At 70.1% G+C, this 13,895-nt stretch carries 11 protein-coding genes and 1 tRNA gene; 8 read left to right on the top strand and 4 right to left on the bottom strand.

What is annotated here, in order from left to right; genetic code table 11:
• The first annotated feature begins 5 nt into the window (after positions 1-5).
• Positions 6-905 carry a succinate--CoA ligase subunit alpha gene (gene sucD, locus ABZ848_RS25415; protein WP_360835483.1) on the top strand — a complete coding sequence of 300 codons (900 nt, stop codon included), beginning with the start codon at positions 6-8 and terminating at the stop codon, positions 903-905.
• A 53-nt stretch (positions 906-958) separates the two neighbouring features.
• Complete coding sequence (locus ABZ848_RS25410; RefSeq protein ID WP_360835481.1) at positions 959-2,524, top strand: aldehyde dehydrogenase family protein; 1,566 nt, start codon at positions 959-961, stop codon at positions 2,522-2,524.
• Positions 2,525-2,542: 18 nt separating this feature from the next.
• Here the strand turns inward: ABZ848_RS25410 and ABZ848_RS25405 are convergent, their stop codons facing one another.
• Positions 2,543-3,496, bottom strand: coding sequence for an LLM class flavin-dependent oxidoreductase (locus tag ABZ848_RS25405; RefSeq protein WP_360835479.1), 954 nt, complete (start codon positions 3,494-3,496; stop codon positions 2,543-2,545).
• Positions 3,497-3,556: 60 nt separating this feature from the next.
• Here ABZ848_RS25405 and ABZ848_RS25400 point away from each other — a divergent pair, with 60 nt between their 5' ends.
• On the top strand, positions 3,557-4,000 hold the full coding sequence (locus tag ABZ848_RS25400) for a MarR family winged helix-turn-helix transcriptional regulator (protein ID WP_360835477.1): 444 nt from the start codon (positions 3,557-3,559) through the stop codon (positions 3,998-4,000).
• 110 nt (positions 4,001-4,110) lie between these two features.
• Positions 4,111-4,198 (top strand) — tRNA-Leu (locus tag ABZ848_RS25395).
• A 271-nt stretch (positions 4,199-4,469) separates the two neighbouring features.
• Here the strand turns inward: ABZ848_RS25395 and ABZ848_RS25390 are convergent.
• A complete protein-coding gene (locus tag ABZ848_RS25390; protein ID WP_360835475.1) occupies positions 4,470-5,618 on the bottom strand; it encodes an acyltransferase family protein in 1,149 nt (382 codons plus the stop codon).
• A 104-nt stretch (positions 5,619-5,722) separates the two neighbouring features.
• The gene (locus ABZ848_RS25385; protein ID WP_360835473.1) at positions 5,723-6,178 is read right to left on the bottom strand and encodes a TerB family tellurite resistance protein; all 456 of its coding nucleotides are present in this window, start codon (positions 6,176-6,178) and stop codon (positions 5,723-5,725) included.
• A 418-nt stretch (positions 6,179-6,596) separates the two neighbouring features.
• Here ABZ848_RS25385 and fusA point away from each other — a divergent pair, with 418 nt between their 5' ends.
• On the top strand, positions 6,597-8,642 hold the full coding sequence (gene fusA / locus ABZ848_RS25380; RefSeq protein ID WP_360835471.1) for an elongation factor G: 2,046 nt from the start codon (positions 6,597-6,599) through the stop codon (positions 8,640-8,642).
• A 104-nt stretch (positions 8,643-8,746) separates the two neighbouring features.
• On the opposite strand, the gene ABZ848_RS25375 is transcribed toward fusA, so the two are convergent.
• Complete coding sequence (locus ABZ848_RS25375; protein WP_360835469.1) at positions 8,747-10,513, bottom strand: coagulation factor 5/8 type domain-containing protein; 1,767 nt, start codon at positions 10,511-10,513, stop codon at positions 8,747-8,749.
• A 210-nt stretch (positions 10,514-10,723) separates the two neighbouring features.
• Between ABZ848_RS25375 and ABZ848_RS25370 the strand changes: the two genes are divergently transcribed.
• From ABZ848_RS25370 to ABZ848_RS25360, 3 genes are read left to right on the top strand one after another with little or no spacing between them, the layout of a single operon-like run.
• Positions 10,724-12,040: a sugar ABC transporter substrate-binding protein gene (locus tag ABZ848_RS25370; protein WP_360835467.1), complete on the top strand. Its 1,317-nt coding sequence runs from the start codon at positions 10,724-10,726 to the stop codon at positions 12,038-12,040.
• Positions 12,041-12,045: 5 nt separating this feature from the next.
• Entirely contained in the window at positions 12,046-13,038 is a 993-nt protein-coding gene (locus tag ABZ848_RS25365; protein ID WP_360835465.1) for a sugar ABC transporter permease, read from the top strand.
• A 7-nt stretch (positions 13,039-13,045) separates the two neighbouring features.
• Positions 13,046-13,885, top strand: a complete 840-nt coding sequence (locus ABZ848_RS25360) for a carbohydrate ABC transporter permease (RefSeq protein WP_360835653.1) — start codon at positions 13,046-13,048, stop codon at positions 13,883-13,885.
• Positions 13,886-13,895: the final 10 nt, after the last annotated feature.

Here is a 13,895-nt window from a genome sequence, read left to right as displayed (position 1 = left end):
CCGACATGGCCATCTACCTCACCAAGGAGAGCAAGGTCCTCGTCCAGGGCATGACCGGCGGCGAGGGCATGAAGCACACCCGGCGCATGCTCGCGGCCGGCACGAACGTCGTCGGCGGCGTCAACCCGCGCAAGGCCGGACAGACCGTCGACTTCGACGACCGTGCCGTCCCCGTCTTCGGCTCGGTCGCCGAGGGCATCCACGCGACCGGCGCGGACGTCACGGTCGTGTTCGTGCCGCCCGCCTTCGCGAAAGCGGCCGTCATCGAGGCCGCCGACGCCGGTATCGGGCTCGCGGTCGTCATCACCGAGGGCATCCCCGTCCACGACTCCGTCGCCTTCCACGCCTACGCCAAGTCGAAGGGCACCCGGATCATCGGGCCCAACTGCCCGGGCCTGATCACCCCCGGCCAGTCCAACGCGGGCATCATCCCCGCCGACATCACCAAGCCGGGCCGCATCGGCCTGGTGTCCAAGTCCGGCACGCTCACCTACCAGCTCATGTACGAACTCCGCGACATCGGCTTCTCGACCTGCGTGGGGATCGGCGGCGACCCCGTCGTCGGCACCACGCACATCGACTGCCTCGCCGCCTTCCAGGACGACCCCGACACCGAACTGATCGTCCTCATCGGGGAGATCGGCGGCGACGCGGAGGAACGCGCGGCCGCCTACGTCCGCGAGCACGTCACCAAGCCCGTGGTCGGCTATATCGCCGGTTTCACCGCCCCCGAGGGAAAGACGATGGGGCACGCGGGCGCGATCGTGTCCGGTTCCTCCGGCACCGCGCAGGCGAAGAAGGAAGCGCTCGAGGCGGTCGGAGTGAGGGTGGGATCCACACCGACGGAGACGGCGAAACTCGTGCTCGCCCGTCTCGAAGCCGGGCGTGGCGGCACTCATAGTTGATGTGAGCCATGCAACCCCCGCCCCCGACTGTGCACCGAGAGCGGAGCAACCCGATGGCAACCGACCTCAACCCCGGCAAGACCCCTACCCTCACCCTGAAATCAGGCACGTCCTGGTCCGACGCCTGGCAGCGCTGCCTCGCCGTCGCCCCCGAGGCCTTCCAGGACGACCGCGTCCGCAACCTCTGGGGCGCCGCCTGGCGGACGGACGGCCGGGCGCTGCCCGCCACCAGCCCCGTCGACGGCAGCCCCATCGCCGGCCCGCCCCGACTGGACCGGGACACCGCCCACCAGGCCGTCCGTGCCTCGCTCGACCAGCACCGTGCCTGGCGGCACGTCCCCCTCGACGAGCGCCGGGCCCGCGTCGCGGCCACCCTCGACGCGCTCACCGAACACCGCGAACTGCTCGCCCTGCTCCTCGTCTGGGAGATCGGCAAACCCTGGCGGCTCGCGCAGGCCGACGTCGACCGGGCCATCGACGGAGTGCGCTGGTACGTCGACGGAATCGACCCCATGCTCGACGGCCGGGCCCCGCTGGACGGGCCGGTCTCCAACATCGCGAGCTGGAACTATCCGATGAGCGTGCTCGTTCACGCAATGCTGGTACAGGCACTGGCAGGCAACGCGGTCATCGCCAAGACCCCGACCGACGGCGGGCTCGCATGTCTGACCCTGGCCTGTGCGCTGGCCGCCCGCGAGGGGATTCCCGCCACCCTCGTCAGCGGCAGCGGGGGCGAGCTGTCGGAGGCGCTGGTGCGGGCGCCCGAGATCGGCTGCGTCTCCTTCGTCGGCGGCCGCGACACCGGCGCCGCGGTGGCCACCGCAGTCGCCGACCTTGGCAAACGACACGTACTCGAACAGGAGGGACTCAACACCTGGGGCATCTGGAACCACTCGGACTGGGACGCGCTGACGGCGGTGATCCCCAAGCTCTTCGACTACGGCAAGCAGCGCTGCACGGCGTACCCGCGCTTCGTCGTCCAGCGGCAGCTGTTCGACGAGTTCCTGGCGGCGTACCTCCCGGCGGTGCGCACGCTCAGGGTCGGCCACCCGCTCGCCGTCGAGCAGCCCCAAGACCCGTATCCCGTACTGGACTTCGGACCGGTCGTCAACGCCGCCAAGGCCAAGGAGCTGCACGACCAGGTCGCCGAGGCCGTCGACCGCGGCGCCGTCCCGCTGCACCGCGGCAGCGAGACCGAAGCCCGCTTCCTCCCCGGCCAGGACACCTCGGCATACGTCCAGCCGGTCACGCTCCTCAACCCGCCGCCGTCCTCCCCGCTGCACCACGCGGAGCCCTTCGGCCCGGTCGACACCATCGTCCTGGTCGACACGGAGGCGGAGCTGCTGGCCGCGATGAACGCCTCGAACGGCGCGCTGGTGGCCACCCTGTCCACGGACGACCGGGCCACCTTCGACCGACTGGCCCCGCAGATCCGGGCGTTCAAGGTCGGCCACGGCAAGCCCCGCTCCCGCGGCGACCGCGACGAGCTGTTCGGCGGCTTCGGCGCGTCCTGGCGCGGCGCGTTCGTCGGCGGCGAGCTACTGGTGCGCGCCGTGACACAGGGCCCTACAGGGGAACGGCTGCCGGGGAACTTCCCGGACTACCACCTCATGCCGTGACCTGAGCTGCTGCTCGGCTCATGCCGTGATCGACGGCCGGGTGGCGTCCCCCGTGTCCGCGTCCCGGGGGCGCCACCCGGCGATCACCTCGTCGGCCAACCACCGTGCCACGCCCCGCGGATAGGGGCGGGGCAGGCTCAGTACGACGTGGTTCACGCCGGCGTCGACCAGTGCGGCCACCGTCGCGCGCGTCGCCGCCGGGTCGTCGTACGACACGAGGACCTGTACGGACCGTGTGATCTCGCGCGGATCGCGGCCCAGTTCGGCGCAGTGCGCGTCCAGCACGCGTGCCCGCTCGGCGACGAACTCGACGCTGTTGTGCGGCGGTCCGGGGACGTTCCACACGTCGGCGTGCTCGGCGACCAGCCGCAGCAGCCGGGTGCCCCAGCCGCCGATCAGCAGCGGGGGACCGGGGCACTGCACCGGCTTGGGCTCGTTCCGCGTGCCCCTCAGCCGGTAGTGCCGGCCGTCGAAGTCGAAGACGTCCCGTGTCCACATCAGCTTCAGGATCTCCACCGTCTCCGCCAGCCGCGCGATGCCCTCGGCCGGCGGCACCAGCGTCAGCCCGTACGCCTCGTACTCCTCGATCGCCGGATTGGCCCCGGCGATCCCGCCCGCGCCCGGCGGCTGGTGCGTGCCGCCCACGCCGAGCCCCAGTACGAGCCGCCCGCCCGAGATCACGTCCACCGTGGACGCCATCTTGCCCAGCAGAGCCGGCGGGCGGATCCGGTTGCTCGTCACCAGCAGGCCCAGCCGCAGCCGCTCCGTCTGCGCGGCGAGCGCGCTGAGCAGGGTCCAGCCCTCGTGTATCTGTCCGTCCTTCGGGCCCGCGACCGGCAGCAGGTGGTCCCACAGCCAGGCGTCCTCGATCTCCGGCACGGCGTCCGCCTCCAGCCAGACGCGGCGGATGTCCTCGTACGGCACATGCATCGGGGTGGTCTTGATGCCGAAGCGCACAGTCGTCATCGTCATGTTCGTCAGCGTAGCGAATCATCATGGCTGCTGACGATCAGGTAGGGTTACAGTCTGGGCATGGCAGCAGACGTGAGACCCGCGCCCCTCGAAGCCCGGCTCGGCTACCTCCTCAAGCACGCGCAGGCCCAGCTGGCCCGGGCGTCCGCGGAGGCGCTCGCGCCGTACGGGATAGACGGTCATGAACTGGCCGTGCTGGTGGTGCTGTCCGGCGAGGAACCCTTGTCGCAGGCCGAGGCGGCCGCCCGGCTCGGCGTGGACCGGACCACGATGGTGTCGCTCGTCGACGGCCTGGAGGGCCAAGGCCTGGTGACCCGGCGACGCAGCCCGCGGGACCGCCGTAAGAACATCGTCGAGCTGACCCCCGCGGGCCAGGAGTGTCTGCGCGAGGGGGAGCGGGCGCGGCGGGCCGCCGAGCGGCGCTTTCTCGCGCCGCTGGAGGAGGGGCAGGCGGAGGGGCTCGTACGGGCACTTCAGGCCCTGCTCGCCGACGGCAAGCCGTAGCGGAACGGACACCTCGGGTGACGGATATGCAGGTGAAAGGCGCTCCGAAACCTTGGTATTGTTGTCCGTGTCGCCGCGGGGAACACCCCCGGTCAGGCGGCAGACACCTGGTCCGGGTGGCGGAATGGCAGACGCGCTAGCTTGAGGTGCTAGTGCCCTTTATCGGGCGTGGGGGTTCAAGTCCCCCCTCGGACACCAGCAAGACCCCTGCCGAGCAGGGGTCTTTCGCGTTCCCGGGGTTCCCGGCCGGTCAGCCCGCCCGTCTCGTCGCGGGCGAGGCGGGCGGCGGAGACGTACGCGAAACTCCTGGGCGACGAAATAGCCGGTGCCGGCCGTCAGTACGAGCACAGCCACACTTCCACGGCACTCATCGACGGGACCTTTGAGTCGGGGCATCCCGCCGCGTGCCGTGCCCCGAGGGGTCCGTCGATCCGGCGGACAACGGGTGGCTCCTCTTGCTCGGTCGGTATCAGGACAACGCCCGTGACCCGGTCCGAGTTCCCAGCTCACGGGCCGGTTCCGGCGCGCCCCGCGGGTCACGTCGGAACGCCCACTCCATGGTCGGCTCCACCACGAAGCGGAAGATCCGCCGGACGGGCGGTGTGCACAGCACCGTGACGATCGCGGCGGCCGCCACCGTGACGGTGAGCTCCCCGAGCGGCCGGTGGATCCAGTCCGGCGAGTACCAGCCCCAGAACTTGGACCCCTGGGCGACGAACCCGTGCAGCAGATAGCCGTAGAGCGTGCCCGCGCCGAGGGCCGTGAACCACATCCGCCGCCCCGGCACCCAGGCCAGGAAGCAGGCGACCAGGACCATGGAGCAGCCGAAGGACGCCAGCGTCATCAGCGGCCCGTACCAGGTGGGCGCGCCCAGCTCCGCCGCGCTGTCGCGGTGGAAGAACCAGGCGCCGGTCATCCGCGGCACCGTCCAGTACGCCACGGCGAGCGCGGCGGCGAACACCGGGACCGCCAGCAGGCGCACCCTCCATTGCCGTACCAGCCGGAAGTGCTCCGGCCGCAGACACAGGCCGAGCACGAAGTACGGCAGGAACTGCAGGACCCGCTGCAGGTCGAGGTCGTTGCCGATGGACGGCGAGACGGTCGCCAGCGCGGCGATCACCAGGGCGAGCGGCAGCGGCCATCGCACGCGCTGCCAGATCGGGGTGGTCAGCCGCCAGACGAACAGCGCGACCAGGAACCAGGTCAGATAGAGCGGGTCCAGCAGGCTGATGGGCCGGTCCGGCTCCTGGTCGGTCCAGCGGGTGAAGAGGGTGTACGCCGTCTCGAACACGACGTACGGCACGGCCACCCCCGTCACCAGGCGCCTGATCCGGCCCGGGCTCGCGTCGAAGCTGCGCGAGAAGTAGCCGGAGACCACGATGAACGCCGGCATGTGGAAGGCGTAGACGAGCATGTACAGCGCGGAGACGGTACGGCTGCCGTCCCGCAGCGGCTCCCAGGCGTGCCCTGTGGCCACCAGCACGATCGCCAGGTACTTCGCGTTGTCGAAGTAGGAGTCCCGCTCCTTCGCCCGCGCGCGGGGCGGGGAAACCCCGCGCTCCGGTAGAACTGGCACGGGAGTTTCGGCGGTGGCCACTGTGGCCTGGTGCTGGGACATTACGACCGCCTCACCCGTTCCGGCGGCCGTAAACCACCCCGTACGGGTCCTGGCGTGAACTCAGCGGTTGACGCCGGGGCCCGTACCGGGCGTCCGGGGGCCGGTCAGAGGTCGAACTCGTGCGGCGGCAGGTCCAGGATGAAGCAGGCCTCCCGTACGACGGCCTGCTCGGTCTTGTCGAAGTCGCCGTCGGCGCCGCCGATGACGATGCCGATCTGGATGACGGCACGGGCCTCGGCGGGCTTCTTCTTCGCCTTGGCGATCTCCTGGAGCACGCTGACCTTGCCGAACGCGAAGTCCGTGGTGAGCTTGTTCAGGTTCTCCTCGAAGCGGCGGCGCAGGTCGTCGGCGGGGAAGTTCTGCAGCACCTCATTGGTGGCGATCAGCTGGGCCACGCGCTGCCGCTCGGCCGGATCGATGGTGCCGTCGGCAGCCGCGACCAGGGCGCACATCGCCATGCTGGCGTCACGGAAGGCGCCGCTCTTCAGATCGTTCTTCTTCGCCACGAGCTGGGTCTGCATCGTCGTCGCGGATTCCTTGATGCGGTCCCACAGGGCCATGAGAACTCCAGATGTTCGGTGTCGTATGAGATCTACAGCACCGTAGAAACTAGTGGCGCGGCGGATAAGTTCCGTCCGTTCCAGGAAAGTTCACCTGCCGCGCGCCGCCGCGAAAATCCGGTGCACCGGACCCTCCCCGCTCCCTACACTCGCCACGCACCGTGCGTCACCGTGACGCGCGGGCAGGCGAGGGGAGACGGCCGTGCGGTACCGCACCGAAGTCGTCGTCCCCTGCGCGCAGTACGAGGTGATCCTCGTGTCCCCGTCCGTCCGGTGCCCGCTGCGCGGCCGGTACCGGATGCCCCTGGCACACGTCTGACACGACCCGCCGCCCTCACCGGCGTGCCACGGCCGTGCCCGCCCCGCCCGGGAAATCGCGCTGCCCGATCCCACAGATCACCAGAAAGGCCAACGGGCCGTGCGCACCAACACCAACCCCCTCGCCCTCGTCCGCAACCTCGGCATCCTCGCCCACGTCGACGCGGGCAAGACCACCGTCACCGAGCGGATCCTGTACGCCACCGGCACCATCCACCGGCGCGGCGAGGTCCACGACGGCACCACCGTCACCGACTTCGACCCGCAGGAGCGCGACCGGGGCATCACCATCTTCGCCGCGGCCGTCAGCTGCGACTGGGACGGCCACCGGATCAACCTGATCGACACCCCCGGGCACGTCGACTTCGCCGACGAGGTCGAGCGTTCGCTGCGGGTGCTGGACGGGGCGGTCGCGGTGTTCGACGCGGTGGGCGGCGTGGAGCCGCAGAGCGAGTCGGTGTGGCGGCAGGCCGACCGGCACGGCGTGCCGAGGATCGCGTTCGTCAACAAGCTGGACCGCGCGGGCGCCGACCTCGACACCGCGGTCGACTCCATCCGGCGACGGCTGCATCCGGCGCCCCTCGTCGTGCAGTTGCCGATCGGCGCGGAGGACGGCTTCACCGGTGTCGTCGACCTGGTACGCATGCGTGCCCTCGTCTGGGCCGACGGCAGCGACACCGCCGAGCACACGCGCGTGCCGGACGAGCTGCTGGACGAGGCGCGCAGGCGTCGGCGGCTGCTGGAGGAAGCCGTCGCCGAACTCCACCCGGCCGCGCTGGAGGAGTTCGTCGACCGGGAGTCGCTGTCCGCCGACACCCTCGCCGGCGCCCTGCGGGACCTGACCCGCAGCGGCGACGGCGTGGTGGTGCTCTGCGGCTCCGCCTACCGCAACCGCGGCATCGAGCCGCTGCTCGACGCCGTCGTCGCCTACCTGCCCTCACCGCTCGACGTGCCCGCCGTACGGGGCACGTACGACGGTACGGAGCAGGAGCGCGCGGCCGACCCGGCGGCGCCCTTCGCCGCGCTGGCGTTCAAGGTGAACGCCACGCCGACGGGACGGCTGACGTACGTACGCATCTATTCGGGCACGATCGAGAAGGGAGACACCGTGTGGGACGCGGGCACGCGCCGCGCCGAGCGGATCGGGCGCATCCTGCGCGTCCAGGCCGACCGCCACGCGCGCGTGGACCGCGCGGTCGCCGGGGACATCGTCGCCGTGGTCGGGCTGAAGTCGGCCCGCGCCGGCTCGACGCTGTGCGCTCCCGGGCATCCGCTCGTCATCGAACCCCCGGGTGTCACCGAGCCGGTGGTCTCCGTGGCCGTCGAGGCGCGGCGCACCACCGACGCCGACCGGCTGGCCTCGGCGCTCGGACGGCTGGCCGAGGAGGACCCCTCGCTGGTCGTGCGGACGGACCCCGAGACCGGTCAGACGGTGCTGTCCGGCATGGGTGAACTGCACTTGGAGGTGGCCGCGGAGAAGCTCCGGCTCGCACACGGGCTGGAGGTCAACGTCGGCCGCCCGAGGGTGAGTTACCGCGAGACCGTCGGGCGTGGGGTGTCCGGTCTTGTCTTCCGGTACGTCAAACAGGACGGCGGGGCGGGCCAGTTCGCCCATCTCGTCCTCGATGTCGAGCCGCTGGAGGCCGGGTTCGAGTTCCGGTCGGCGGTCGTCGGCGGGCGGGTACCGCAGGAGTACGTCCGCGCGGTCGAGGCCGGTTGCCGGGACGCCCTCGCCGAGGGCCCGCTCGGCGGACACCCGGTGACCGGGCTGCGCGTCACCCTGACCGACGGGGCGACGCACGTGAAGGACTCCTCGGAGACCGCCTTCCGTACGGCGGGCAGGCTCGGCCTCCGGGAAGCCCTGCGGGCCTGCGCGATGGTCCTGCTGGAACCGGTCGCCGAGGTCACGGTCACCGTGCCCGAGGACTTCGTCGGCGGCGTGCTCGGCGACCTCGCCGCGCGCCGCGGCCGGGTCTCGGGCTCGACGACGCGGGCCGGCACGGCGGTGGTGACGGCCACCGTGCCCCTGGCCGAACTCTTCGGCTACGCAACCCGGTTGCGCAGCCGGAGCCAGGGCCGGGGCACGTTCACCGCCCGCCTGATCGGCCACGCACCGGCACCGGCCGCCACGGCGGCCCGGGCCTAGCGGCCGGGGTGGCCCCCACTCGCATCCGGGTGGGGGCCACCTCCGCGTGATCCCGGCGAGGCCGGCGACTGGCTCAGCCGACGCCACCGCGAGTCCCGCCCGCGTCAGGGATACGACACCACCGTCGACGGCGTGGTCGAGGTTCCCGACGTCGGCGCCCCGGTGTCGTTGACGACGTGCTCGTACTGCCCGTTGCCGCCCAGCGACACCACCAGCAGGTCGTGGAAGCGCACCCCCGGCCGGTTGGGCGCCGCGAAACCGCTGTGCTGCACGATCGTCGGGTCCACGTTGTAGTAGCAGTAGCTGCCAAGTCCCCAGCCCTCGTGGGCGGTTACTCCGTCGCCCACCTTGTAGGCGGCGTAACCCTTCACCGACCCGTTCTGGATCGCGGCCTGGTTCGGGGCGTCGTACGCCTTCTCGTTCTGGAAGAAGATCGTGCGGCCTCGCTGCCCGTACCACTGCACGTCGTACTTGTTGAAGTGCTCGACGAACAGCCCGGCGCACAGCACGTCGTCGCCGTTCACGACGACTCCGTAGTCGGCCCGGTTGGTCTCCCAGCCGACGCCCGTGCCGTGGTCGGCGCGCCAGACCCAGGTGTGGTCGACGATGGTGTGCCGGCTGTTGATCACCATGCTGGTGGTGGCCTTTCCGGCGCCCGCGCCGCCGATCCGCACGAACACGTCCTGCACGGTGGTGGGGTTGGCGGAGTGGTCCCGGGAGGCGCCCCTCGGGCCGACCTCCAGCAGGGTGGGGGAGTTGACCGGACCCGCGTCGATCAGGAAGCCGGCCAGCCGCACGCCCTCGACGTCGGCCACGCGGAGGGCCGTAACTCCGTTGTCCGGTACGAGAGTCGCGTAACCGAGGCCCAGGACCACGGTGTTGGCCCGGTTCACCTGGATCGGCCGGTCGAGGTGGTAGATCCCCGGCGTCAGCAGCAGGTGGAGGCCCTGGGTGAGCGCCTGGTTGAGGGTGGCCGCGGAGACACCCGGCTTGGCGACGTAGAACTGCGACAGGGGGAGTGATGTGCCGCGCGGGGTGCCGTTTCCCCAGGTCACCCCACGGGCGTTGGTCCGCTTCTCCGGCAGGAAGACGCGGAACTCGGAGCCGCTGACGTACAGGAACGGCTTCTCGCGGGAGACCGGTGTCGTGGCGAGCGTCGTGTACGGCGGGTTCGGGAAGCTCTGCGCGGGGGCGCCCTCGACGCCCGAGAACACCATGTTCCAGACGCCGTTGAGCCAGCTGCCGATCGCGCTGTCACGGGTGTACCACTGCTGCTGGGAGTACGGGCCGACCTGGCCGTCGATCCGGCTGTCCGCGATGTAGCCGCCGCTTGCCCAACCGTAGCCCGTGGGCGAGAGGTTGAGGCCGCCGCGGACGTGCATCCGGCGGAACGGGGCGGCCTGCGCGACCGCCCAGCGGTTGGTGCCGTTCGCCGGGACCAGGGCGAGGTTCTCCGCCGAACGCCAGAAGTTCTGCGTCGCGTTGCCGTTGAACCAGCCCGCGTCGACCGTCACGTCCCCGTTGATGGTCGTGTCGTCGGGGGAGAGGCCGAGGCCCATGACCGAGGTGTAGAAGCCGAGTTGGGCGTTGAGGCCGTTGTAGGTGCCGGGCTTGAAGAGCAGGGCGTAGCGGCCCGTCCCGAACTGGGCCGACTCCTGCTGCTTGAACACCTCGTCCAGCCGGGCCTGGATGCCGGGCGTGGACGGGTCGAAGACGAGGACGTTCGGACCGAGGTCGCCGCCTCCGGGGAGGAGGCGCGGCTTCCCGGTCCGCGCGGGGGCGGCGGACGCGCGGGCCGGCAGGGCGAGCGCCGCCGGAGCGGCGGCCGCGGCGGCGAGGACGGTTCTGCGGCCGATGTCGGGCACAGGCATGGGGCGGCTCTCCTGTTCAGGAAGTGAACCTGGTGGGGTTTGGGAGCGCTCTCTCGCCGGTGAATGCTTCAACTGCTCGAACGCTCGCGTCAAGAGGCGCGACCGGAGTTCCACAAGGGTTGCCGTACCCCTTGACGAGGCCATCTCTTGAGGTTTAACTCACGTCCTAAATTAAGCCATGAGTGCAATCCCTGAAGGGACCCGGGAGCCATGCGCAGCATCCGAGCCGCGGCCGTAGGCGCCGTCACCATGTCACTCGCCCTTGCCGCCTCGGCCTGCGGGGGCGGTTCGTCGAACGGTGGCGGGTCCAACGACTCGCCGAAGACGCTCACGTACTGGGCCTCCAACCAGGGCGCCAGCATCGCCGTCGACAAGAAGGTCCTGCAGCCGGAGCTCGACAAGTTCGAGAAGCAGACCGGCATCAAGGTGAATCTGGAGGTCGTGCCCTGGTCCGACCTGCTGAACCGGATCCTCACCGCGACCACCTCCGGCCAGGGCCCCGACGTCCTGAACATCGGCAACACCTGGAGCGCGTCCCTGCAGGCGACGGGTGCGCTGCTGCCCTGGGACGCGAAGAACTTCGCGAAGATCGGCGGCAAGGACCGCTTCGTCGACTCGGCGCTCGGCTCGACCGGCGCCGAGGGCAAGGACCCGGCCGCCGTACCGCTGTACTCGATGGCCTACGCCCTCTACTACAACAAGGAGATCTTCGCCGACGCCGGCATCACCAAGCCGCCGGCCACCTGGGCCGAACTCATAGCCGACGGCAAGAAGATCAAGGCGAAGGGCAAGTCCCCGCTGGGCGCGGAGGGTTCGAACCTCTCGGAGAACATCCACCACGTCTTCGTCTTCGCCAAGCAGCACGGCGGCGACTTCTTCACCGCCGACGGCAAGGCCGACTTCACCAACGACAACGTGGTGGCCGCGGTCAAGCAGTACGTCGACCTGATGGCCAAGGACAAGGTCATCCCGACCGGTGACGCCGAGTACGCGCAGAACCAGTCGGTCAGCGACTTCGCCAAGGGCAAGCAGGCGATGCTGCTGTGGCAGTCCGCGTCCGCCAACCTCAAGTCCCAGGGCATGAGCGAGAGTTCGTACGGCATCGCGCCCGTGCCCGTGCAGTCCGGCACCCCCGGCACCGGCGCCCAGATCAACTCGATGGTCGCGGGCATCAACCTCGCCGTCTTCAAGAACACCGACAACCTCGACGGCGCCACCAAGTTCGTGAAGTTCATGACGAGCGACGCCGAGCAGAAGATCCTCAACACCGCCTACAGCTCCATCCCGCCGGTCAAGGCGGCCCAGGAGGACGCCGCGTTCAACACCGCTTCGAACGCCGTGCTGAAGCAGACCCTGGCGACGAGCGCCGCCGCGCTGCCGCAGGTCGCGGACGAGTCGCAGTTCGAGACGGCGGTCGGCACGGCGGTCAAGAACCTGTTCGCCGACGCGGCCGCCGGACGCGCGGTCACCACCGACTCCGTCAAGAGCGCGCTGGAGAAGGCCCAGCAGCAGATGCCGGCGAAGTGAGCACGATGACGACGACCGCACCGGCGGAGGCCGCGGTGCAGCAGAGCCCTCCCGGGACGGCGGAGAAGGCGCCCCGCCGCCGCCCCGGGAGGATCCGCCGCATCGGACTGCCGTATCTGCTCCTGCTGCCCGCCCTGCTCCTCGAACTCCTGGTCCACCTGGTGCCGATGGTGATCGGCATCGTGATGAGCTTCAAGGAGCTCACCCAGTTCTACATCCGCGACTGGGGCACCGCGCCCTGGTCCGGCCTCGACAACTACAAGGTGTCGGTGGACTTCGACGCCCCCGTCGGCGAGGCACTCCTCCACTCCTTCCTCGTCACCGTCGCCTTCACCCTGCTGTCGGTCGGCCTGTGCTGGCTGATCGGCACCACGGCCGCGATCTACATGCAGGACACCTTCCGCGGCCGCGGTCTGCTGCGCGCCCTGTTCCTGGTGCCGTACGCGCTGCCGGTCTACGCGGCCGTCATCACCTGGGTGTTCATGTTCCAGCACGACAACGGCCTGGTGAACCACGTCCTGCACGACCAGCTGCACCTCACCGACAAGCCGTCCTTCTGGCTGATCGGCGACAACAGCTTCTACGCCCTGCTGACCGTGTCGGTGTGGAAGGGCTGGCCGTTCGCCTTCCTCATCGTCATGGCGGGGTTGCAGAACATCCCGGGCGAGCTGTACGAAGCAGCCGCGTTGGACGGCGCCGGCATGTGGCAGCAGATCCGCCGCATCACGCTGCCGTCCCTGCGGCCGGTCAACCAGGTTCTGGTCCTCGTCCTCTTCCTGTGGACCTTCAACGACTTCAACACGCCGTACGTCCTGTTCGGCAAGGCCGCCCCCGAGGCCGCCGACCTCATCTCCGTCCACATCTACCAGGCGTCCTTCGTCACCTGGAACTTCGGCACCGGATCCGCGATGTCCGTACTCCTGCTGCTGTTCCTGCTCGTCGTGACGGGCGTGTACCTGGCGCTCACCTCACGCGGACGGAGGGCCGCAGATGCCTAAGTCCCCGATGGCACCGCCGAGTTCGTTCCTCTGGTCCCGGCGGGTGTTCCTCACCCTGCTCACCGGATTCGTCCTGATCCCGGTGTACGTGATGGTCTCCAGCTCGCTGAAGCCCCTCGCGGACGTGACCGGCGAATTCCGTTGGCTGCCCAGCGGTCTGACGATCCGTCCGTACATCGACATCTGGTCCACCGTCCCGCTCGCGAAGTACTTCGTGAACTCGCTGATCGTGTCGGTCGCGGCCACCGTCTGCTCGGTGGTGGTCGCGGTCTTCGCCGCGTACGCGGTCAGCCGCTACAGCTTCCGCGGCAAGCGCGTCTTCACGGTCACCGTGCTGTCCACGCAGATGTTCCCGGGCATCCTCTTCCTGCTCCCGCTGTTCCTCCTGTACGTCAACATCGGCAACGCCACCGGCATCGCCCTGTTCGGTTCGCGCGGCGGCCTGATCCTGACGTACCTCACCTTCTCCCTCCCCTTCTCGATCTGGATGCTGATCGGGTACTTCGACTCGGTGCCGCGCGACCTGGACGAGGCGGCGCTCGTGGACGGCTGCGGCCCGCTCGGCGCGCTGTTCCGAGTCGTCGTACCGGCCGCGATACCCGGCATCGTCGCCGTCGCCGTCTACGCCTTCATGACCGCCTGGGGTGAGGTGCTCTTCGCCTCCGTCATGACCAACGACACCACCCGCACCCTCGCCGTCGGCCTCCAGGGCTACTCGACCCTCAACGACGTGTACTGGAACCAGATCATGGCCGCCTCGCTGGTCGTCAGCGTGCCCGTGGTGGCCGGCTTCCTGCTGCTCCAGCGCTATCTCGTCGCCGGGCTGACGGCGGGCGCCGTCAAATGACCGACTCCCG

Origin of the sequence: Streptomyces sp. NPDC047081, assembly GCF_040643775.1 — a bacterium.
Classification (GTDB): domain Bacteria; phylum Actinomycetota; class Actinomycetes; order Streptomycetales; family Streptomycetaceae; genus Streptomyces.
The sequence above is the reverse complement of the archived record's forward strand: the minus strand, read 5'-3'. Positions and strand labels throughout refer to the sequence as shown.